Below are 21,461 nucleotides of genomic sequence, written 5' to 3'. Positions count from 1 at the left end.
TGGCTTTCTTTCTGGTGAGCGTTATGGATGATGATATTAAGAGCAAGGGGGTTGCATTGGCTGAGAGGATAACCTCTCTATCCGATGAAGAAAAAGAATTGGTGCGAAGGTCGCAGATTGAAGAGGCAAATGCCGAGTTCTCAGCGTTTGTTCACGCCTTCGATGAAGGTAAGTGCTACATATGCGCAAAGCCTTTAAAAACATATTCCTCGTCGAGCCCATGTCTTCATTGGTTTCTGCGGCCTAAGGGGATTAAAAAGAAGCATTTTGATCCTGTTTTCGAAAAGTATGGTTTTTTTCAAATTCAGACGTATTTGAGGTGGGTTGCCTCGCATGATGGAGTGCTCAAGAATATTAATGATATGCCACAGGAGGGAACAGGAAAGAAATTCGAGGTAACGATTAAATATAGAGATATAGATTGGTCTTTCTCTTGTGCTCACTCTGATTATTCTGGCCATAAGAACTCCATTAATGGAAGTTTTCCTCATTACCACTTCCAAATGAGAAGCGATTCAAAGCCCTTCATTCGATTTAATGATTTCCATATTCCGTTTGGTGAGAAAGAGTTGGTTCAGATTGAAGCTATGGATGCCTCTGAAGGGAAAATTGTTCCTGTTTTTATCAATGGCAATGGAATGTCTGATGTTTTTAATGATGAAATGCTGGAAACAGTTTTGTCTCAATCATTCTCGGTAGATGATGAGAGTGAAGGAATGTTTCATTCAAGCACGATTATTATGGCCGAGAAAGGAAAAAAGATTTCCGGCGAGGATTTGGATGCCCTATTTCGGGAGGCTAAAGAGAAAGGCGTAACGGTCGCTAGTTTAGTGCACAAACTGCCAAATGCTGTCAGCCGAACTATGGTTACCCCAGGAGATGCTGTTGTTGAGCAAGCAACGAGGAAGGGTGGGCGATCGGCCAAATAAATGGAATTCGATCTTCTTATTCTAAAGTCGGAATGTCTATTTTATGGCTTGGCATCGGCAGGCTGCTGTCTGCTGGATTATTCCCCGGATGCTTTGATACATAGCATGTAAGAGGCTCTTGCTCAGCTGTAATGCCCATCCAGATCAGCGTGGATCGCACAAGCTTAACCATTGCTTCAAGAAGTTTTCGAAACTCGACTTCCTCTCTAGTCGTCGCCGGAATGAATAGTGATTGCCTGTAGTACAAAATGTGAACGGTTTTGTCTTTTCTGCGAACCTGCTGGTGTAGGTATGCAACAGGGGTTTTTGGATGTGCTGCGATTCGCCTTGCGACATCCATGCTGTGGAATTCGAGTGCAATATACGCTCTACGGTCATGTTTAGCCCTGGCATTCTTTAATTTGAAGTGAATAAACCCCGCATTCTGCAGAAGAGCGTCTTCAGTGTTCTTCTCAGTAGGAGTTGCTTGGTGGATTTCCTCAAGGGCGTCGTGTTGGCTGGAGTTGTCGTATGCCAGAAAGTTCTGCAGGTGCCGTAGCTGGTAACGGCCACCTCCGCCAAGCTTGGTTGCTGTGTAGCTGCAGCCTTTAAAGGAATAGGACACTCCAACTGGTGCTCCTTGTCGCCAGCGGATGTTTACATCTATCCCGCAGTTCTGAATGCGAGAAAGGTAACTACAAAGCCCCGGGGTTTTTGAAGACTCCACTTCATTCAGCAGAGCCCAGTCCAGGATTAACCGAATATCGTTAACCACATGCTGTGGGCCTGCGTCATTTCGGTCACGCCCGTCCTCCGGCATTGGCACAGCCTTAAGCTGATAGTTGGCTTCAATCTTCCGACAAGAATCCATCGCCTTTTCGAAATCATTGTACCGATCGACAACTGGATAACCTGGTAGGCTTTGGACAGTGCAGGCTGCCAAGTGTACGTGAGTGTGCTTGGTATCACGATGAATAGTCGCAATCCATGGACAGTATTCATAGCCCATCCGGGTCATGTAATCCCGTGCAATCTGTCTCAGTGACTCGTCCGTCTGAGATGCCTCATCTTCGGGGTTTATGCTTAGTACTGAATGCCAGTAGGGAAGTGTTGCCCGGGTATTTCGGGCTGCCTGGAATTCAAACTCATCGATGATAGGATCGAGGTTTGCTTCGTTTGCTGGGACGCGGGTGATGCTTAGGCTGCCATCTGCTTTTTCCTGAGTGGTCACTGTAGGATCAATGATGGTGAGCCCGTTGCTCGCCAAAAAGTAAGCATCTTCAGGGCGAGAATCCTTCTTCGATTCTGTTTGGCCAAAAGCGTACTTGATTGTGTGTCGGCAGTTACCCCTGATGGGTAAAATCTTGGCAATCATTGTTCGCCCTCCAGGGTGTGTTTCAGTTGGGAAAGCCGTTTTATCAATGCTTGATGGAGGCTAATCAGCTCTGCGGCTTCTGCCTTGGATAATGGAGCGCCGGCTCCAGCTGCTCGGCTAGCAATAGTGTTGAGCTCTCCCGCTATGGCGCTGAGTACGGCTGTTGTAGCGGGACTGTAGTCTCCTTTTTTGGGGTATAGCGCTGCGGATCTGAGGTATTGTGATATAGACAAGCCAGCTTGTTTGGCATGGGCGGACAACTTTTCCAGCTCACTGGCGTTCAAGTTTGTTGTCTTCTTGAATGTACGGGCAAGGTGTTCGGGGATGAGAGGGCGCCCCCCTTTGTTTTTCCTCTTATGACTTGCCGCATTAGCCGCTCGCATTGCTGGAGTCCGGCTCATGGATACGCAAAAAAGGGTGGGCTAGCCGGGCGCTCCAGGTATGGCGTGATGGTCAGGCCATACCTGGAGCCTGCCAGGAGCTTGTTGAGCGTGGCTTTGGCCATACCATGGTGCGACACCCCATCATCGAACTGCCAGAGCCGATTGAGGATGTCATCCGATCTCAAGATGACGTTGTGGCGCACATGGAGGTCGCGGTCAGTAACCTGGCCAGAATGCAGCCTTGCGGACACATGCAGAGTGTCGCCCTCAACCACCAGATAGCAGCGTTCGCCATCAATTGTTTGGCTGATGAACTCCGAGAAGGGCGAAAATAGCTCGGCCCCCCGAATCGACCTTGGTCTCACCAAGCCACCCAATTCCATCGTGCATCCCCACTGTTTAAACCGCCACCGGCGCCAATTGTTGCCAGCCTGAGCTGGCGCTATCTGATCTGATCTGCTCGCGCTGCGATGCTGTCAGATCAAGCAGACAATGGCCGAACTAAACGCGGAGAGTTTAGAGAGGTTATTGGCTATTGCTTGCTGCCTTTAAAGATACTGTAGTGAAGAAATAACATTCAGTAAATAATAAACGGTAAAATAATTTTATGTGCGTACCCGAATCGTTCCGATCCGGAAGCAGAGCCAGGTGGGTTGGGTGTGAGGTGGTTCTATTGAGCCAGTTGTGGCCCACTTTGGGCCTGGCGTGACCCACCCTTGGCCCAATGCGGGTCAGGTATGACCCACCTGTGCAGATTTGTTTCTATTTAGCGATAGTGCGAAGCCAAAAAAATCCGCGCTCGTTGGGTACTAAGTCAAAACTGAAATTTCACGTTCGCACTCTTGCACTGCGAACTATCCCCAGTTCCTTTATTGAGAGCGTAAGAGACCCCTTTTTATTATGGTTCGATTCCAAAGAGGGGGGAGCTTGATGTGTTGGGGGGGGGGCGTTGCAGCTTCAAGGTTGGGAGTGATGTGTTCTTAGTCATGATGAGCACTCCGGGAAGTTTCCATTGTGCTTGCTGCAGCACTGCTCGCATGTGGGGAGAATGTGGCGGCCTTGAAAGTTCAGTTCTTGAGTCGTGCTGATTAGCTTCGCTCACCCTTTCCAATGCCATGGCCGATTGTTGAGAATAAAGAAACGGATAGATATTCAAAAACGGTATATTGATAGATAACTAGTTGAAATTAATTAATAAAGTGAGGAAATCTATTTAAAAAATCTGAACACGTCAAATATTAATCCGTAAATTAAGTCGTTACTGTTTTTTCAGCCGAGGATGGTCTTTGGCGTATTTTCTTGGAGAAGACAGTGACGGAAAGATTACTACGTATCGCTCAAATTTGTGGCCAGAGAGGTGTGACTGAACAGGAGGCCCTTCTCAACAAGCGGTTGGGTCGTGGAGTTAAGCGTGTTCGTCCTGAGATCCCCGGCTTATTGCCGATAGCGAGATCGACTTGGTGGGCAGGGGTTAAGAGCGGCAAGTTTCCTCAGCCAATCAGGTTGCCTGGCAGGGTTACGGTTTGGCGAATGTCAGAGATTGAGGCATGGCTCGACCAGCAATCGGACGAGGTGCATTAAATGCAAGCGATGATCCGACCGCAGCCAGCGATAGATATCAGCAAAGCCTTCATCTCAGCGCCTCCAGCGATGGATTTCGTGCTGCCAAATATGGTGGCGGGGACGGTTGGTGCAGTCATTGCGCCAGGAAGCACAGGTAAATCTATGCTCGCGCTTCAGCTTGCTGTCCAAGTGGCTGGCGGCTGGGACATGCTGGATATCGGCGTTCTGCCTGAGGGTAAGGTGAGTTATCTCCCGGCTGAGGATCCAGTTGTAGCGTTGCACCACCGTCTGCATGCTCTAGGAGCTCATATCCCCCCAGAGATTAGAGAAAAAGTCTCATCGGGCTTAACGATAGAGCCTTTGATAGGGGCTAACCCTGACCTTCTTGATATGGGTTGGTTGGAGTATGTGAAAAGCGCAGCGGAAGGACGCCGGCTTCTGATTCTGGACACTCTACGCCGATTTCATCTTGAGGATGAAAATATGTCTGGGCCAATGGCTCAAGTCATCGGCCGTATGGAACTCATTGCCAAGGATACGGGGTGCTCTATCGTTTTTCTTCACCATGCCGGTAAGGGCTCGGCACTGAATGGGGCTGGAGACCAGCAGCAGGCGAGCCGCGGCTCCTCAGTTCTGGTCGACAATATCCGCTGGCAGGCTTTTTTGTGTGGTATGAGTGAGCCGGAGGCGAAGAAATTGAAGTTGAGCCCTCTAGAGCGTCGATTCTATGTGAGATTTGGTGTTTCGAAAGCAAATTATGGGCAGCCGCTTCAAGATCGCTGGTTTAGACGATGTGATGGCGGGGTGTTGCAGCCAGTGGAGCTGTCAGCACCAGCAAAGAAACAAAGAGGTGAACGTGGAGAAGGCTAAGTACTCGCTGACGTATGCCAAACATGCAAGTGCGCTTTGCTTGGCTCCAGGACTTTTTCGTGCCCTTCGCAGAGGGGAGCGCCAGCACGCGAAGCTTGCGGTGACATACCAATACCGCGATGACTGTACCATTGAAATTTCAGGCCCAGAACCGCTAGGCGCTGATGATCTACGGGTCTTGCAAGGGTTGATTGCCATTGCTGGATTTAGTGGCCTAACACTAGGCTCAGAGCCCAAAACAGCCGAAGGGAGACAGCTTAGAGAATCCCTTCAGCTGACAGGATTAGCGGTGTCAAACACCTCCATGATGGTGAAATGCAGTTACAGGCACCTTGCCCGCGAAATAGGGCTCACAGAAGGGGGGCGTCAGCTTGAAGGCGTGAAGCGCTGTGTCGAGCGGCTATGGAAGGTTTCTATCATCGTTGATGATAAAGGTTTTCGTCGTGGATACCGTTTATTGTCACATTATGCTGCGGACACGGGGAGAGGGCAGTTATTTGTCGCGCTCAACCCTCTGATAGCCAATGCCATCCTGGGAGAGTCTCAGCATGTGAGGATTAGTTTGGCTGAAACTAGGCTGTTAAATGGTGACAACGCTCGCCTCTTGCATCAACGTCTCTGTGCTTGGATAAACCCAGGCAGGCGAAGAGATGTGGCTGTGGACACGCTCTGTGGATATTTATGGTTGGAGGCAGTGGGCCCAGAATCTGTACGAAAGAGGCGCGAGAGGTTGAGGGCTGCGCTGGCTGAACTTGAAGCCATCGGGTGGTCTGTGGAGGAGTATGCTAAAGAGAGATATCGAATCGGGCGGCCCAAAGTCTGATGTTTCACTGTCTTAACCGTCACGTTTCCGTGTTCTAACGGTCACGAATGCCTGTTCTAAGGGTCACTAATTTGTTCCTTGAAATCTGCTGGAGCCCAAGAGAATAAAGGGATTGATCGTTGTTGGTGGAAGAGCATCTATAATTATTAAGAATTATCATGGCTTGAGCCCTGTCAGGCCTCTAGCCGATATTATTTTTAAACGAACACCCCGCCATACACGTGGCCGTCTTCGCGCATAGCGCGGCAAGGATGCTGAAAATTACTATGTATTTGGGTAAAAAAATGCAATTAGAAGAGATCTGCATGGAGTTAGCCAGATCTGTATCTGATTATTTTTCCCTCGAACTTTAGGTTGTTTTTTTATCCGTGAGGTGGCTTTTCGGGTACTGCCAAACTAGGAGTTTTCAGCTCCTACAGACTGCTTTAAGGGAGGGAGGCAACGGGGCTTAATGTTTTGGTGGTCAGGGTAAATCTGCCTGGCGATATATTGCCTGCGTCTCAGGTTTATTATGAGTTCCATTCCGGCATAGATTCTATGCCGGAATGGACGCTTAGGGGCTCACTGTGGCAGATAGATGTTGCTCCTAAACTTCGCCCTTACTTGTGCAGGCCGGCAACATGGACGCTTAGCTATTTGCAAGGGTTGCTTGATGGTGGTGGTGCTTGGCCTCGAAAACCTCAGCGCGGGCTTGCTGTCACTGAATACCAGCCAAGTTTTTAGATTAGAGCTTTGATCGGCACATCGCCTGTTACTTTGCGTGCCAAAGTCGTGTTCGGCGGAGGGATCAGATAGCAATACGGGCTATGGATTAGCTTTGCTATCGACCGAAGCGGTGGGGCAGTTGAATCGCCACCAGTTTGCTCTCTTTCTGGCGGCAGGTATGCTCATAGTTGAAAGGGTTTCCCTTTTCATCATGTCCCAGACGTTAAGTCGCACCCAAAACCCCTTTTTTGGGGTCAAACCCGACACCAAACCCTCCCTTTTCATCAAGTAATCCTCCGTTTTCATCGGGCCTCGGGCTGGATTTCCCTGATTTTGGCTACAAACACGCTGTTTTGATCACAGAAAGGCCTAGGGCAGGGTGAAAGTTTCAGTATTCTTTGACGTTTCAGGGATCTGCGTGAAAACTTCGGGCAATTCTTTGACGTTTCGGGAATCTGCGTGAAAGTTTCGGATGCTTCTTGTGCGTGCAATCTAATGCGTTGTGATCAAAAAAGCAGTATAAATATTGTGATCAAACACGTTGTGAGAGAAAAATGAGACTGAGAGAGCTGATGACAGATGAGTCGTTGCTGATAGAAATCGGATCTCGACTTCGTGATATGCGCATTAATGCAAATTTGCGTCAAAATGATCTTGCTGATAAAGCGTCAATCTCAAGATCAACAGTGAGTAAGATTGAGCGCGGCAAGCAAGTCGGTGTTTCTGAATTCTTGCGATACATGCGTGCTATCGATCTGCTCGAGTCGCTTGATAGCGTGATTTGGGATACGAGCATGAGCCCGCTGAAACTTGCCAGTCAGCAAAAGAAGGATAGGAAAAGGCGCAGGGTGGGGCGAGCTAGGGCGCCGGCCGGGGCCCCGGGGGAAATCACTTGGCCGGAAGACAACTGACGTTTCGGGAATTAGAGTGAAAGTTTCGGGCAGTTGTCGTGATGCCGCCATCGCGTCTTTTCGATGGGGTTGACAGATCCGCGGACAAATATAGGTTCAGTGCATATTCAGGGCTTACGTAAGCGTATAAGCACGCTCAAAGTATAGTTTGCTCAGAGCAAGAATAAAGCGCTGTAGGCACGGCCAGGGGTCGGCCTGGGCCAGGGTTCACACTTCTTAGTCATCGCTGAGGTTGTCATGTCGAAGAAAAGCAGTAGGTTTCTCGAAATGCAGGCACTTCACAAAGCTCGCCATGTGCGTGAGCGTGAGCTTTCAGAAAACGGCGTTGACTACATTGCTGAATCTCGAGCAAGTGCTATCGGGCGGCTGGTTGACAGGTCAATCAAAAACAATAGGTTCGCTATTCCGCGGCTCAACGAGCTTGATCTGAATGCGCGAGACAGCGAGAGCGATGATCAGTGTGATTGATGTCTGTTTTGTTGCCGCAGACACTGCAAATATATCTGCTCATCATTTCTGACATTGCGATCGCGCCGTGAGCTGCATCTGACACACCCGAAAATGAAGTCACTCGCAACCTACCGAATTTCGTTGAGATGTCATCCAGGCGGGGTTTGTCGGGAGTGATCATCAGCGTTTGAAGCAAGCATGTAATCAAATCGAACCAGCCGTCGCCGATAGCAATCTGCGTCTTTTCATCTATGAGTTTTGGAAAGTGCTTCTTCAGCTCTTCTTGCAGCTCGTCTCTCATGCCAGCCTCCCTTTTCATCAACCCTATTGCCAGTAGCCCCGCCTAGCAAATCCATGGTTTTTGGGTTCAAGCTGTAGCCCATTTGTAGCCCAGAACATATTCGCTACAGTCTATAATCGCTGAAAGCCGCGTGAATGACGGGATGCAGGGGAGGGGTTTTTGGTAGGGCAAAGGATTACGAATCAGTTGCTCTACCGACTGAGCTATCCCGGCATGCCCGTTGTGTTGGGCGGGCGCTAGTTTAGCAGGCCGCCCGCCGCAGGCAAGCAGGAATCAGGCTTCCTGCTTGATGCCCGCCAGCTTGCGGGCGTGCCACTTCTTGGTTTCCACATCCATGCCGCGCAGAATTTGAATACGCTGAGCCTGGGGACTGCCAGCGCCGTGCATGGACTCGGTGAGGTAACCCACGGCGTTGCGCCCCAGGGTCATGTTTTCGATCAGCCGCAGGATGCGCATGCGGTCCTCGGTGGGGATATCTTCGCGGCCCTTGAGGAAGCGACGGATGATGTCTCCGGCTTCTTCGTTTTCCAGATCCTGTTCGCTGGGCATGGTGACCATGATGCCGCCGGCCAGATCCTGGGCGAGACGGGAAATCTCGTAGGGGAAACGGGTCACGTTGTGCTTGCACACGTTGGCCAGCATGGTGTCATTCATGTAGATGCCGCTGGGCATCTGTGTGGCTTCATGGGAGCTGGCGATGCCGGACGAGTAGATGGTTTCGTTGAGATGGGTCATCTCCACCAGCTTGTCGCGGATGTGACTGACTTTTTCCAGCCCGTTGTATTCCACGATGGACGCCGCCGCACCGACCATGACGTCGCCCAGGCCGGTTTTGCACACATAGCTGGCCCGGTGATAGGCGGTGAAGCGGGTGACCAGTTCCTGGGCGAATTCGTATTCGCCGTCCATGAACACGTGCTCGTGGGGAATGAAGACATCATCGAAGTACACCAGCACTTCCTGGCCGCCGTACTGGGCGTTGCCCTGATCGATGTCGCCGCCTTCCATGGCCCGGGTATCGCAGCTCTGGCGCCCGTAGATATAAGTAATGCCGGCGGCGTCGCCGGGGATCATGCCGACCACAGCGTAGTCTTTATCCCCTTCGGTGAGATTCATGGTGGGCAACACGCAGATCCAGTGCTGGTTCCAGCCGCCGGTCATGTGCGCCTTGACGCCTTTCACGTAGATGCCCTTGTCGGTGCGGCGGGTTACGCGCATGAACATGTCCGGATCGGCCTGCTCGGCGGGCCGCTTGCTGCGGTCACCCTTCGGGTCGGTCATGCCGGCGGCAATCAGGATGTTCTTGCGCTGGGCTTCCTTGAGAAAGTCCAGATAGCGCTGGTGATACTGGGTGCCGTGTTTCTCGTCCATCTCGTAAGTGACGGAGTGCAGCACGCTGATGGTGTCCAGGCCGGTACAGCGCTGGAAACAGGTGCCGGTGATCTGGCCCATGCGCCGTTGCATCTTGTTCTTTTTTACCAGGTCGCCGGGGGATTCCACGATATGCAGAAAACGGTTTACCTGGGCGTCGATCAACGGCGACCAGGCGGTGGCCAGTTCCGGATCGTCAATAGCCAGGTCATAGCTGGCGCGCAGGGCATTGATGCTGGGTTTGATGATGGGGTGATCCGCAGGCTCATCAATCAGTTCACCAAACAGGAACAGGCGAGTGCCGCGGTTGCGCAGGCTGGCCAGGTAGTCGTCACCGGTCTTGATGACGGGAATGCGGTCCCAACGGGTTTGGGCGGATTCTTCACGGGCTGGAGCCGGGTTCGCGGCGTTCATGGTGCCTCCTGGGATCGTGTTGTTCTGCTCTGCGTCATGGGCGACGCGGGAAGCAATATCATCGGAAATAGGGTGACTTGGGAGTCATCCCTGATGGTAAACAGTGTGTAATCCAAGGCAATGACAGAAAGTGCCGCTGTACTCTGTGGTCAAGTCAGCGTGGCGCTAAGGGCGGGAACGAGCTGCTGTAGGAGCGTCGCTGGCGGCGCGATAAACGCATTAGCAGTAGGAGCACCTCTTGAGGTGCGAACCGCCCGTTTTGCGCATTGGCAATCTGAAGGCGACCCTTCGCCGAGGCTCAGGTTCGCACCTCGAGAGGTGCTCCTACAGTAGAGTCGGCTTGGGTTATCGCGCCGTCAGCGAGGTTATTCGCTTCTCTCACCCTTCGGGCCGACCTGCGGTCGTTGCTTCGCTACGCTACGCTCCTACGGATGGGATGGATTAATCCTCTGCCTTGAACACCATGGAGGCAGAGTTCAGGCAGTAGCGCTGGCCGGTGGGGGGCGGGCCGTCGGGGAAGACGTGGCCCTGGTGGCCGTCGCAGCGGGCACAGCGAATCTCCACTCGGACCATGCCGTGGCTGCTGTCGTGCAGTTCACGGATGTGTTGAGGATCGAAGGGTTCGTAAAAGCTGGGCCAGCCGGTGCCGGATTCGAACTTGGCGCTGGAGGTGAACAGTGGCAGGTCGCACAGTTTGCAGTGGTAGGTGCCGTCGTCCTTGTTATCCAGCAGGCCGCCGCAAAATGGGGGCTCGGTGCCCTGGTTGAGCAGGATGCGGCGCTCTTCTTCGCTCAGCGAGCGTGCGCGGGCCTGTTTTTCTTCTTCGCTCAGGGGCGTCAGGTCGAAGCCGCTGGCGGACAGTGCTTGGGTCATCAGGCACTCCCTTGAGTTTGTCTGGTTAAGGTGTCCGGGTTTTAAGTTTGTCGGGAAAGGCCTGGATCAGCTTTTCCACTTTCGGTTTGGCTATATGGGTAATGTAGCCTTGATTGGGATTGCGACGGGCGAAATCCTGGTGGTAATCCTCGGCGCGGTAAAAGGCGTCCAGCGGTTCCACGGTGGTGGCAATGGGAGCAATAAAGGCACCGGCGTTGTTCAACTGCTGGATGTACGCCTCGGCCACCGCTTTCTCGGTGTCATCGTGATAAAAAATCGCGGAGCGGTACTGGGTGCCCCGGTCGTTACCCTGGCGATCTTTCTGGGTGGGGTCGTGGGCGACGGAGAAGAACACTTTCAGCAGCTCGCCGAAGCTGATTACGGTGCTGTCGTATTCTACTTCGATGACTTCCGCATGACCGGTGGTGCCGGTACAGACGGCCTCGTAATTAGCGCGGGCAGCATGGCCGCCGGCATAACCGGAGACCACGGCGTTCACGCCTTCCAGATTCAGATAGACCGCTTCCACACACCAGAAACAACCGCCGGCAAGAACCGCTTTGGCCGTGCCACTGGCGGGCAGGTCGTCGATGGGGTCAGGAAAACGTTCCGGGTGAATGGCCAGGGATGTGCCGGGGATCACTGCGTTCATGGTTCCTCCAATGGGGCGTCAACACCTGCCGGGCTTGTGGCCAGGCAGGTGTTACAGGTCAATGCAGCCAGTGGAGAGCACAAGCAGGGATCAGTCCTGCTTGACGGCACCACTGGCGATCAGGCCATCGATGTCACTGTCACTGAAGCCGGCCTGGCTCAGTACGGCCCGGCTATCTGCCCCGGCAGTGGTGGCGGGTTTTATCTCGCCGGCTGCGGTGCGTGAGAAGCGCGGGGTCGGTGCAGGTTGTGCGGCGCCGTTGACGGTAACAAAGGATTCTCTGGCTACGTTATGCGGGTGTGAGGGCGCTTCTTCAAGGCTGAGTACCGGTGCAAAACAGACATCGGTGCCCTCCATCAGCGCGGACCACTCGTCCCGTGTCTTCTGTTTGATGACGGCAGCCAGCTTTTGTTTCATTTCCGGCCATTTGGGCGGGTTGATCTGATGGCCAAAGTCCTCGGCGGGCAGTTCGGCCAGTTGGCAGAGCTGAGCATAGAACTGGGGTTCGATGCTGCCGATGGAGACGTATTTGCCGTCCGCAGTTTCATACACTTCATAGAAGTGTGCGCCGGAGTCGAGCATGTGCGTGCCGCGATTATCGGTAAACATGCCCTGGGATTTGAGCCCGTAGAACATGGCCATGAGGGCGGCGGAACCTTCTACCATGGACGAGTCGATCACCTGGCCTTTGCCGCTGCGCTGGGCTTCCAGTGCGGCGCAGACCATGCCAAAGGCGAGCATCATGCCGCCACCGCCGAAATCGCCGACCAGGTTGAGAGGGATGGCGGGCTTTTCGCCTTCACGGCCCATGGCATGCAGGGCGCCGGACAGGGAGATGTAGTTCATGTCGTGGCCGGCGGCCTGGGCCAGTGGCCCGGTCTGGCCCCAGCCGGTCATGCGGCCGTAGACCAGTTTCGGGTTGCGGGCGAGGCATTGCTCCGGGCCCACGCCCAGGCGCTCGGTGACGCCGGGACGGAAGCCTTCGAACAGGCCGTCGGCGGTTTCGCAGAGTTTCAGAACGGTTTCGATGCCTTCGGCGCTTTTCAGGTCCACGGCCAGGTTCTGGCGATTGCGGAAAAGGACGGTGTGGCCGATGGCGGAATGCGGGTTACCGCCGGGGCGGTCGATGCGGATAACGGTGGCGCCCATGTCGGCAAGCATCATGCCGCAGAAGGGGCCGGGGCCAATGCCGGCCAGTTCGATGAAGGTCAGTCCGTTAAGTGGGCCTGTCATAATGTTCATGTCCGTTGTCAGAGTCCGTTTTACCGTTCCCTGACGGACATTGGCCGGTCAGGGAACAAGGGCTTGTTCACGCAAGCTGCGACGCAGGGCCGAGCACTGGCTTTTGGCGATGGCAACGGCGTTGCTGGCTTCGTGGGTGGTAGCGATACCGGTCCAGAGAGGTTTGCCGTCGGCATTGATCAGCTCTGCGCCATGTTGCCGCAGGGCGTCGGGTACCTCGTCTTTGGCCAGGTCGCCACCGATCCCGATTTTCCAGGTCGGTTGTACGTCGCCGGCGGATTGCTCCATGGGGTTGAGCTGGTTGCCGGCCGCAGGCGGTGCGGCAGCGTCTATCAGCAAGTGGGTCAGCTCGACCACCAGAATCCGCTCTACATCGTTTTCTTGCGCCCAGTCGAGGATGCGTTCTTTTCCGCCTTCATACCATAACGGTAATTCCTGATGGCTGAGCAAAACGGTCAACGAATCACTTGAAAATATATCCCTGCAGGTTAATTCCCAGGTTTCGCGGATGTTGCCTTCCGGGGTGTGGGCGACCAGCAGCAGGGTATCTTGCGGCGGGTGGTTGCCCTCATCGGTGAAGCGAGTGGTCACGTCCGTGGTGCTGGCGCAGCCGGCAACGAAGAGGGCGGGTAACAGGTATCGAAAAAGCGGTCGCATGGAAATCTCCGGCGGCGAATGCGGTGCCTTCAATGGCTGCGCCCAGTGTAACAGCGCCACGCAGGCGCCACATCAACTGGTGCACAATCTCTTGTGTTATGGCGGGCCTTTAGCCGCCCACTTTTAACCGCTCACTAGGGGATCGCCGGAGAGTGCTGTGCCGGAGCTGCGGCCGGGTCGGCTGAAAAAGCAAAACGGCAGCCTGTTTGCGGCTGCCCGGGGGCGGGGTACCAGCGCACTTCGTATTTGTCCTGACTGTTTTGTTGTTCCTGCCATTGTAGTTGCAACGCGGCGCCGTCATCGGTGGCCGCGCGCTGCCCCCGGCAGTGAATAGCCAGCTCCAGCGTGTCGAGGGCCAGCTGTTCGGCGGGGGCGGCCAGCAGGGACATGCGCCAGTAAGGGCCGGTGGTGGGGTCGCCGGGCTCGTGGGCAGGATGACCATTCCACTGGGCTGCCGTGAGAGTGGCGGGCGTTGCGGTTTGCTGTGCTTCAGGAAAGTACTGATGCGTAAGCAGGGAGAAGGTCTGCTTGCGGGGAATGTCGTTGATGTCGCCGGTCTGTTGCAGGTCGCGGCTCAGTTCGCTGCTCTGGGCAATCAGGAAATCCAGCGTATGAGGGCCGTAGAGTGTGTGGCCACCTTCGTAGTATTGCCGCTGGTATTCCTCGGGGGTGACGGCATAGCCGAAATAGCCGTTGGCCAGGCTGGAGACTTCTACTTTCCAGTTCGTGCCGGCGGGCAAGGTATCGGTAACGGCATTGCGCAGGCGATTGCCGCTTTCCAGGGTGACTTCCCAGGGCAGCGGCACGATGACCAGCTCGTTGATCCGTACGATCTGGAACAGGGCTTGATGGGGGAAGCGTTCCGCAGGTAACAGAAGCTGCAACTTGGAGAGCATCCACTGCTTTACGCCCTGGCAGTTGTCGGTGAAAAAGCGTCGAGGCCAGTCTTCCTTGAGAAAGGGCAAGTGGGAAATAGGAAACACTTCATCACCATTGGCGGCCCCGGCGACGGCGGCCCCGGCAATGGCACGCTCACAGAGTCCGAAGCGCCCTGTGTCGATCTGGTCCAGCAGGTTCAGTTGGCGGCTGGCGACGGCGGTGTCCAGTTTATTGGTGAGTTGCCCATCCAGTGAGTGAAACAATTGGATGGCGTGTTCGCCCAGGGCCATGCCGATACGCTGCGCTTCCAGGTCGCCACGCTGGTCTGTGTGCCAGGCTGGATTATTGTCCGCGTGGGTGGCCTGGGCGGCGCCATGGATAAAGCCGGGGGCTGTGCCTGCCAGTTCATCCTCCAGAGTGCCACTGATCCAGTGCCAGACGTCGGCATGGTAAGGACGGGTAAAGGGGGGAATGGCGGTGCCATGAATGGAGTACAGGCTAAGCGCACCGGCAGGAACAAAGCGGTCACCTTGCTTCTGGTCGATGCGGAGCAGAGTCATGGTGGGGTTGACCGCCATCATCGGGTCGTCATCCAGGTACTGGCCGTCAGGGAAATTGTTCGCCCAGGCGCCCATGGAACGGTTACGGGTATAGCCCCGGATGTCGCTTTGACCGACGGCGAAGCGGGCTTCCTGCCGGGATGCATAGGCCGCGATGACCGCGTCGGCAATCTGTTCGCTCAGGTATTCAAACAAGGCCGGGTCGAAACCGGGTTTGTTGCTGCCAAAGACATTATAGAAGTCACTGCCCAGATACTGCCCCGGCCCGGAATGGGTATGGGTCACCAGCAAGGACAAGGCGTGGGCGGGTACATCGGTTTTCTCTGCGATGCGCTCTGCCACGCGATGATGAAGGGGCAGGGAGCCGGTGCCCAGGTCCAGTTGCACAATGGCCATGGGCGTCTGCCCGGGAGCATGCAGGTAAAACGCTCGTGCTTTCAGGCGGGTGCGAAAGCCGTCAGCAACCTTGGCCCAGGCGGAATAGCCGAACTTGGGTATTCCTGTTGGCGGCGTAATGTCCCGTTCGGCAATGCCAGCCACAGCAGTGCTGCCCGGGTTGGGCGCAAGCGGTGCGTTAAGGTGAATATCGACCTGCTGACGGGGGAAAAACAGAAACGGCCAGGCGGTATGAGTCAGGGCGGCGATAACGATGAGAGCGGCAATGGCGAGCAGCCAGCGGCGCAGACGAGGTGAGTGTGTGGGCTTCATAATCCGGCTTTCTTGTAATTTGCACCAAAGTACCAACTCGGTGCCATTGGTGCAAACGGGTGCATTTTGTTGCTGAACGGGCGTGAAGGATACGAAAAGATACGCTTAGATACAGAAAGCAGGAACATGAACGGGTTCACAACAATATTCCAACGCAACGGCACCGGACGCCTATTTTTTTTTCTTTCCCCACCTATTCCAATGGTTGCACAGATCATTCATACCCAAGGGGGGTAGTCATGAAAGGAAGCACGCGTATATCCATGCTGGCAGCGAGTGTCGCGTTAGCGACGCAAGCGATTGCCGCAGAGGACATGAAAGAGCCCAACACGCGGCAGTATGTCGCGCCTATGCTGCACTATCTGGTTCTGGACGAAGATCGGGATCTGTCTCGCAAGGGGCTGGGTGCTGGTTTGGTCTATGGCCGTGAATTATCCGAACATTGGTGGTGGGAGACCGAAGGTGCCGGGTATGGCCTGGATTCCGGGGTCGAAGGCGCTGCGGATTATTACCAGTACACGGTAAGCACCGGTGTGGCCTATGCCTTTGGCGACCGCGAAGGGTTTACGCCTTTCGTGCTGGCCCAGATCGGTGGCATCTACAACGATGTAGTGCCAGACGATGATGATGGCTTTGATTTGCACGCCAATGTGGGGTTGGGTGCGGTTACTGGTCCTATTTTTGATAACGGCCTGAAGTTGCGCGCTGAAGCCCGTTACATGTATGACGATTTCGACGGTATTACTGGTACGGTGTCTGAAGATGAAGGCGGGTTCAACGACTGGCGCTTCTCTCTGGGCCTGGAAGTGCCTCTCGGTCAGACCAAGACCGTCGAAGTGGAAAAAATTGTCTACGAAACTCGTGAAGTCGAGAAAGTTGTGGAAGTGGCCGCTGCCGACAGTGATGGCGACGGTATTCCGGACAACCGTGACAAGTGCCCCAACACCATCCAGGGCGCCAAAGTCGATGGCGATGGCTGTCTGTTGACCAACCAGACCATTACCTTCAACAACATTGGCTTCGAGCTTAATTCTGCCAAGCTCACCGCAACCTCCCGTCCGCTTGTGGACCGTCTTGTCAAAGCGCTGAAATCTCAGACGAACTTCGATGTTGAGATTGCAGGCCACACGGATAGCACCGGTAGCGCTGAATACAACGAAACCCTTTCCGATGAACGTGCCAAGGCCGTACGCCAGTACCTGATTGATAATGGCGTAGCAGCAGAGCGTCTGACCGCTCGTGGGTATGGTGAAGTGGTTCCGGTTGCCAGCAATGAGACCTCATCAGGCCGTGCCATGAACCGTCGCGTTGAATTCCGCGTTAGCGAGCAGTAGGAGAATAGTCATGAATATGTATAGCAAACCGTTTTTTGTAATCATGCTGGCTGCTTTGCTGGGTCTTGGATTGGCTGGTTGTGAAGCTGATGGAGATGGCAGCAGTGGTGGTGGCAACACGCCGGTTGGTAACAGTGCTGACCAGGATAATGATGGTGTACCCGATAACGTGGACAACTGTCCCGCTAACCCCAATGCCATGCAGGAAGATCAGGATGGTGATGGCATCGGCGATGTCTGTGATGACGACCGTGATGGTGACGGGGAAGACAACCCCACTGATAACTGTCCGCTGGTAGCCAACCCGACCCAGGATGATAGCGATGGCGATGGTATCGGCGATGCCTGTGATCAAGACAATGATCAGGACAACGACGGTATCGACGATGGAGTAGATAACTGTCCTGCCATCTTCAACCCGGAACAGGGTGATGTGGATAACGATGGTATCGGTGATGTCTGTGATGACGACGCGGATGGCGATGGTGTGGATAACACCAATGACAACTGTGTGTTCACGGCAAATGCGGATCAGAAAGATACCGATACCGATGGTATTGGTGACGTCTGCGAAGACGACCGCGACGGTGACACCATCCTTGATACCAATGACAACTGCCTGAACATTCCTAACACCGACCAGGCTGACCTGGATGTGGATGGCATTGGTGATGTGTGTGACGACGACCGTGATGGCGACGGCGTGGATAACGACACTGATAACTGCCCACTGGCGGCCAATGCGGACCAGGCAGACAGCGACGGTGATGGCATCGGTGACGTTTGTGATGGCGGTGGCGGTGATCCCACTGACACCGATGGTGATGGTGTTCCCGATGCCACTGACAACTGCCCTCTGATTGCCAATGCGGATCAGGCTGATGGCGATGGCGATGGCAAAGGCGATGTCTGTGACGACGATGGCTTCACTTGCTCCGCTACCACCACTTACCAGCAGTTGGCCAATACCGATTACACGGCAGACAGCGGCGTGTTGGGCGTGTGCCTGGGTTGTTCCGTCGATGACGAAGGCAATGCGATTGACGGAAATAACACCACCTTCGCACAGATCAATATCGGCGCGGCTCTGATCTACGGTGGCGGGTTTGTGGCAGCGGACGCCATTGACCAGTCCGTGGATATTGCAGACAGCGTTGTTGGCTTTGTGGTCAGCGACCCGAGCTCCCAGCTGCTCAATCTGGAACTGCTTGGCAACTTCATTACCGTTCGTTTCTTCAATGACGGCGTGGAAGTGGATAGCGCTACCGTAGGCGGCGGGTTGCTGGATCTGGACTTGCTGGGCCTGGGTGCCAACTCGGATCAGCGGTTCATCGCTGCCCCGGCATCTAGCCAGCCGTTCGATTCCATTCAGCTGGATTATGCTGGCCTTGTGAATGTCAACAAAGCGTTCCGTGTTCATGATGTTTGTGTCGGTACGCCCTGATCGGCAAAACAGGGTAACAAGAAAAGGACCTTCGGGTCGCCGCCCCGAACGTTAGCAATAGCGTTTCGGGGCACGTGAAAGGCCTGAACCAAACCGGTTGCAATGATTCTGAAAAGAATGCGTTGTCACCGGGGAGGTTCAGGCCTTTTTTTGTTCCGGGCGCAGGCGTTTTTCAACAGCCTGCTCGAGCACATATAGCGTACTGGTTAACCGCTTTTGAGGCGATATCAGCAAACGCCGTTTTCGCAGGTAAGTACGGATCACCTAAAAAGTATCGCCTGATGGGCATAGGCTGGTAACCTGAGCTAAGAAATAAACACTAGAACGGAAAAAGGGGGGGCGCCCATGCGAACAGGCATATTCATCCTCATATGTCTCGGTTTCACGCTGCTGGCCGGTTGTGACAAGGAGCCGGAGGTGGGGGAGGTCGTCAGCACCTTTGAAAACTACCAGGAAACCGGTGATTTGCCTGCGCTGAAGGAGCGGGGCTTCGTTCGGTTACTGGCCCCCCGGTTTGACGAGCCCTCCGGCCTGCCCCGCGATGGCATCCCGGCCAGCGAATACCAGCAGCAGGCGGAAGAATTTGTTGAGCACCTGGGGCTGGAGCCGCGCTGGGTGTATGCCGACAATTTTGGTGAGCTGAGCGCTCTCATCAATCAGGGTATGGCCGACATCATCATCACCAATTATTCGGTGACCAAGGAGCGCCAGAAAAGCCTCGCCTTTTCCACCCCGGTAAACGCCGTACAGGAGCGCTTGGTGGTGCCGCGGGCGCTGGCGGACCTGCCGCTCACGGAGATTGGGGAGGTGACGCTGTCGGTACCGGAAGGGTCCGCCTATCAGGAAACCGCCACCAAACTGGCCAAGCGCCACGACAACATCAGCCTGGAAGTGCTGGAAAGCAATGTTTCGGATGAGGAATTGGTCAACGGCGTGGCCAATGGTGAGCTGGCGGCGAGTATCGTCGACAGCAATATGCTCGATGCGCTGCTTGAAGAGGACGGGGAGGCTGTAGCGGGGCCAGTGGCCAACCGCAAACGTCGCATCGCCTGGGCTGTGCGCCCGGATAGCAGTGAATTGCTGGATCAGATCAACCAATACATTACCAGCGAGCGGGTCATTACCTCCGTGGACAGCGAGGAGGAGCGTGACTGGGCCGAGATTCGTGAAAAAGGGGTGTTGCGAGTCATCACCTCCAATAACCCGGCCAGCTATTTTATGTGGCGTGGGGAATTGATGGGTTTTGATTACGACCTGATCAAGGACTTTGCCAAGCAGCATCGTTTGCGTGTCCGGGTTGTTGTACACGATACCCCATCCTCCATGTTTGCGGCCCTGGAAGCGGGGGAAGGGGATGTCATCGCCGCCTCCATGACTGTCACGGCAGAGCGGGAGCGCGCAGGCTGGTCCTTCAGTGAGCGTTATCTGGAAGTGAATGAGCAGCTCATCGGCGAGGCGGGCGATACACCGCTGGAGACCGTTGAAGAACTGGCAGGGCGCACGGTGGCGGTGAACCCGGAAACCGCCTATTACGATACGCTCAAGGCGTTGCAAGAGGCGGGGGGCTCGTTCGAGATTCTGGAAGTGGAAAACGCCAGTACGGAAATGTTGATCGATGGCGTGGCCAGCGGCGATTACGACCTGACCATGGCCGATAGCCATCTGGCTGCCATGGAATCCACCTACCGGGATGACATCGCTGTGTTGTTCCAGTTTGAGCCAGCCAAAGAGATTGCCTGGGTGACCCGGGAACCCCAGCAGGCACTGCGTGAGCAGCTCAACCGCTATATAAAACGTGGTTATCGTGGGCTGTTTTACAACGTGACCTACAACCGCTATTTCAAGGAAAAGAAAACCATTGCGACCCATGAGGCCTATCGGGTGGAAGCGGGCCGGGATATTTCGCCCTACGATGAGCTGGTGCGTGGCGAGTCGCTCAAGTATGGCCTGGACTGGCGCCTGATTACCTCGCAGATGTACCAGGAAAGCCGCTTTAATCCGAACGCCCGCTCTTTTGCCGGTGCTCAGGGGCTGCTGCAAGTGATGCCCCGTACCGGCCGGCAATTTGGTTACAGTAATCTGACTAACCCGAAGAATGGCGTGGAAGCGGGGCTGGCTTATATTGACTGGCTGGAACAGCGCTTTCCCGCGCGCCTGGACCTGGCGGAAAAACTGTACTTCACGCTGGCCGCGTACAATGCCGGCCATGGTCATGTGGAAGATGCCCGGCGCCTGGCGCAGCGCCTTGGCAAGGATCCGGACAAGTGGTTCGGCCATGTGGAGGAGGCCATGCTGCTCTTGTCCAAGCCCCAATATGCTCGCCAGGCCCGCTATGGGTATGTGCGCGGCTCCGAGCCGGTCAAATACGTGCGGGAAATCAAGAACCGCTATTTGGGCTATGTCGCCGCACTGGGTGAGCAGGAGCAGTCTCAGCTTTAACCGGAATTTTACAACCCGGTCATGGAAAAGCCGGAAATGGGCCCCATTATCTGGGGTACCACTCATTGAAGGAGATTGTGATGGATCGCAACACTTTCATCGAAAAGGTAAAAGGCAAGCTGGACGAGCTGGATAATGAATTCGACCAGCTGCAAGTCAAAGCGGACAAAGCAGGCGAGGATGTCCGCCATCAGTGGGAAACCCGCAAGCTGGAATTGAAAGAGAAGCGCAAAGAGCTGTCCGCACAGCTGGACGAAGTGCGCAACGACAGCAATTCGCGCTGGGAAGACGTCAAAGACAGCGTGGAAAAAACCTGGGATAGCACCCTGGATGGGCTGAAGGACATCAAGAACAGCCTGTTCAAGTAACGCCAGGCGTTTGAAAAAAAACCGGGCTTTTTGCCCGGTTTTTTTATGGTTCATCGCGGATTCGAGTGAAAAACTCGTTCTGGCCTTTTAATAGGCGTACCGCCAACCTTTCGCACTTTGCATGACGCTTAACGCCGAATACCAAGCGCGAAAACCACACAAACAGTAAACAAAACCCTGCTACAGCACCGCTGTAGGAACGTAGCAACGCGGAGTAACGCACGAGTTCCG

18 protein-coding genes are annotated in these 21,461 nt (G+C 54.7%); 9 read left to right on the top strand and 9 right to left on the bottom strand.

The genetic code is table 11. From position 1 onward, the window contains the following. Positions 1-23: 23 nt before the first annotated feature. Positions 24-929: a hypothetical protein gene (locus ADG881_RS03125; RefSeq protein WP_156790319.1), complete on the top strand. Its 906-nt coding sequence runs from the start codon at positions 24-26 to the stop codon at positions 927-929. Between the two features lie 16 nt (positions 930-945). Here ADG881_RS03125 and ADG881_RS03120 read toward each other — a convergent pair whose 3' ends face one another. Together ADG881_RS03120 and ADG881_RS03110 are read right to left on the bottom strand one after the other, a co-directional pair. Next, the gene (locus tag ADG881_RS03120) at positions 946-2,283 is read right to left on the bottom strand and encodes a relaxase/mobilization nuclease domain-containing protein (RefSeq protein ID WP_007151313.1); all 1,338 of its coding nucleotides are present in this window, start codon (positions 2,281-2,283) and stop codon (positions 946-948) included. Between the two features lie 397 nt (positions 2,284-2,680). Further along, positions 2,681-3,049, bottom strand: coding sequence for a hypothetical protein (locus ADG881_RS03110; RefSeq protein ID WP_039926022.1), 369 nt, complete (start codon positions 3,047-3,049; stop codon positions 2,681-2,683). 928 nt (positions 3,050-3,977) lie between these two features. Here ADG881_RS03110 and ADG881_RS17855 point away from each other — a divergent pair. The 4 genes from ADG881_RS17855 (at position 3,978) to ADG881_RS03085 (ending at position 7,538) form a co-directional block, all read left to right on the top strand. Further along, positions 3,978-4,247, top strand: coding sequence for an AlpA family phage regulatory protein (locus ADG881_RS17855; RefSeq protein ID WP_198004986.1), 270 nt, complete (start codon positions 3,978-3,980; stop codon positions 4,245-4,247). Next, positions 4,248-5,099, top strand: a complete 852-nt coding sequence (locus ADG881_RS03100; RefSeq protein ID WP_232211678.1) for a helicase RepA family protein — start codon at positions 4,248-4,250, stop codon at positions 5,097-5,099. Continuing rightward, entirely contained in the window at positions 4,987-5,922 is a 936-nt protein-coding gene (gene repC, locus ADG881_RS03095) for a replication protein C, IncQ-type (RefSeq protein WP_369699523.1), read from the top strand. The genes ADG881_RS03100 and repC overlap by 113 nt, the downstream gene beginning before the upstream one ends. Positions 5,923-7,199: 1,277 nt before the next feature. After that, on the top strand, positions 7,200-7,538 hold the full coding sequence (locus ADG881_RS03085) for a helix-turn-helix transcriptional regulator (RefSeq protein ID WP_050760108.1): 339 nt from the start codon (positions 7,200-7,202) through the stop codon (positions 7,536-7,538). Between the two features lie 412 nt (positions 7,539-7,950). On the opposite strand, the gene ADG881_RS03080 is transcribed toward ADG881_RS03085, so the two are convergent. From ADG881_RS03080 to ADG881_RS03050, 7 genes are all read right to left on the bottom strand, one after another. After that, positions 7,951-8,289, bottom strand: coding sequence for a hypothetical protein (locus ADG881_RS03080; RefSeq protein WP_039926017.1), 339 nt, complete (start codon positions 8,287-8,289; stop codon positions 7,951-7,953). A 273-nt stretch (positions 8,290-8,562) separates the two neighbouring features. Beyond that, a complete protein-coding gene (locus ADG881_RS03075; RefSeq protein ID WP_007151174.1) occupies positions 8,563-10,074 on the bottom strand; it encodes a 4-hydroxyphenylacetate 3-hydroxylase family protein in 1,512 nt (503 codons plus the stop codon). A 441-nt stretch (positions 10,075-10,515) separates the two neighbouring features. Then, positions 10,516-10,947 carry a peptide-methionine (R)-S-oxide reductase MsrB gene (msrB, locus tag ADG881_RS03070; RefSeq protein WP_007149733.1) on the bottom strand — a complete coding sequence of 144 codons (432 nt, stop codon included), beginning with the start codon at positions 10,945-10,947 and terminating at the stop codon, positions 10,516-10,518. 25 nt (positions 10,948-10,972) lie between these two features. Further along, a complete protein-coding gene (gene msrA, locus ADG881_RS03065) occupies positions 10,973-11,599 on the bottom strand; it encodes a peptide-methionine (S)-S-oxide reductase MsrA (RefSeq protein ID WP_007150226.1) in 627 nt (208 codons plus the stop codon). Between the two features lie 90 nt (positions 11,600-11,689). Then, on the bottom strand, positions 11,690-12,841 hold the full coding sequence (locus tag ADG881_RS03060; RefSeq protein ID WP_007149217.1) for a CaiB/BaiF CoA-transferase family protein: 1,152 nt from the start codon (positions 12,839-12,841) through the stop codon (positions 11,690-11,692). A 48-nt stretch (positions 12,842-12,889) separates the two neighbouring features. Next, positions 12,890-13,498 carry a hypothetical protein gene (locus tag ADG881_RS03055; protein WP_039926016.1) on the bottom strand — a complete coding sequence of 203 codons (609 nt, stop codon included), beginning with the start codon at positions 13,496-13,498 and terminating at the stop codon, positions 12,890-12,892. Between the two features lie 134 nt (positions 13,499-13,632). Beyond that, on the bottom strand, positions 13,633-15,645 hold the full coding sequence (locus ADG881_RS03050; protein WP_007151173.1) for a neutral/alkaline non-lysosomal ceramidase N-terminal domain-containing protein: 2,013 nt from the start codon (positions 15,643-15,645) through the stop codon (positions 13,633-13,635). A gap of 239 nt (positions 15,646-15,884) precedes the next feature. Here ADG881_RS03050 and ADG881_RS03045 point away from each other — a divergent pair, with 239 nt between their 5' ends. From ADG881_RS03045 to ADG881_RS03030, 4 genes are all read left to right on the top strand, one after another. Beyond that, positions 15,885-16,979 (top strand): OmpA family protein, encoded by a 1,095-nt coding sequence (locus ADG881_RS03045; protein ID WP_039926015.1) that lies wholly within the window; start codon positions 15,885-15,887, stop codon positions 16,977-16,979. 10 nt (positions 16,980-16,989) lie between these two features. Next, positions 16,990-18,423: a thrombospondin type 3 repeat-containing protein gene (locus tag ADG881_RS03040; RefSeq protein ID WP_039926014.1), complete on the top strand. Its 1,434-nt coding sequence runs from the start codon at positions 16,990-16,992 to the stop codon at positions 18,421-18,423. Between the two features lie 345 nt (positions 18,424-18,768). After that, the gene (locus tag ADG881_RS03035) at positions 18,769-20,862 is read left to right on the top strand and encodes a transporter substrate-binding domain-containing protein (RefSeq protein WP_007149345.1); all 2,094 of its coding nucleotides are present in this window, start codon (positions 18,769-18,771) and stop codon (positions 20,860-20,862) included. Positions 20,863-20,942: 80 nt separating this feature from the next. Next, complete coding sequence (locus ADG881_RS03030; RefSeq protein WP_007150438.1) at positions 20,943-21,230, top strand: hypothetical protein; 288 nt, start codon at positions 20,943-20,945, stop codon at positions 21,228-21,230. Positions 21,231-21,461: the final 231 nt, after the last annotated feature.

Source organism: Alcanivorax sp. DG881 (genome assembly GCF_000155615.1).
Classification (GTDB): domain Bacteria; phylum Pseudomonadota; class Gammaproteobacteria; order Pseudomonadales; family Alcanivoracaceae; genus Alcanivorax.
Note: the sequence above shows the minus strand (reverse complement) of the source record. Positions and strands in the feature narration are given on the sequence as shown.

Coding starts and splice junctions, on each gene's coding strand:
- ADG881_RS03125 (WP_156790319.1), top strand. CDS start 24: ATGGATGATGATATTAAGAGCAAGGGGGTTGCATTGGCTGAGAGGATA.
- ADG881_RS03120 (WP_007151313.1), bottom strand. CDS start 2,283: ATGATTGCCAAGATTTTACCCATCAGGGGTAACTGCCGACACACAATC.
- ADG881_RS03110 (WP_039926022.1), bottom strand. CDS start 3,049: ATGGAATTGGGTGGCTTGGTGAGACCAAGGTCGATTCGGGGGGCCGAG.
- ADG881_RS03100 (WP_232211678.1), top strand. CDS start 4,248: ATGCAAGCGATGATCCGACCGCAGCCAGCGATAGATATCAGCAAAGCC.
- repC (WP_369699523.1), top strand. CDS start 4,987: ATGGGCAGCCGCTTCAAGATCGCTGGTTTAGACGATGTGATGGCGGGG.
- ADG881_RS03085 (WP_050760108.1), top strand. CDS start 7,200: ATGACAGATGAGTCGTTGCTGATAGAAATCGGATCTCGACTTCGTGAT.
- ADG881_RS03080 (WP_039926017.1), bottom strand. CDS start 8,289: ATGAGAGACGAGCTGCAAGAAGAGCTGAAGAAGCACTTTCCAAAACTC.
- ADG881_RS03075 (WP_007151174.1), bottom strand. CDS start 10,074: ATGAACGCCGCGAACCCGGCTCCAGCCCGTGAAGAATCCGCCCAAACC.
- msrB (WP_007149733.1), bottom strand. CDS start 10,947: ATGACCCAAGCACTGTCCGCCAGCGGCTTCGACCTGACGCCCCTGAGC.
- msrA (WP_007150226.1), bottom strand. CDS start 11,599: ATGAACGCAGTGATCCCCGGCACATCCCTGGCCATTCACCCGGAACGT.
- ADG881_RS03060 (WP_007149217.1), bottom strand. CDS start 12,841: ATGAACATTATGACAGGCCCACTTAACGGACTGACCTTCATCGAACTG.
- ADG881_RS03055 (WP_039926016.1), bottom strand. CDS start 13,498: ATGCGACCGCTTTTTCGATACCTGTTACCCGCCCTCTTCGTTGCCGGC.
- ADG881_RS03050 (WP_007151173.1), bottom strand. CDS start 15,645: ATGAAGCCCACACACTCACCTCGTCTGCGCCGCTGGCTGCTCGCCATT.
- ADG881_RS03045 (WP_039926015.1), top strand. CDS start 15,885: ATGAAAGGAAGCACGCGTATATCCATGCTGGCAGCGAGTGTCGCGTTA.
- ADG881_RS03040 (WP_039926014.1), top strand. CDS start 16,990: ATGAATATGTATAGCAAACCGTTTTTTGTAATCATGCTGGCTGCTTTG.
- ADG881_RS03035 (WP_007149345.1), top strand. CDS start 18,769: ATGCGAACAGGCATATTCATCCTCATATGTCTCGGTTTCACGCTGCTG.
- ADG881_RS03030 (WP_007150438.1), top strand. CDS start 20,943: ATGGATCGCAACACTTTCATCGAAAAGGTAAAAGGCAAGCTGGACGAG.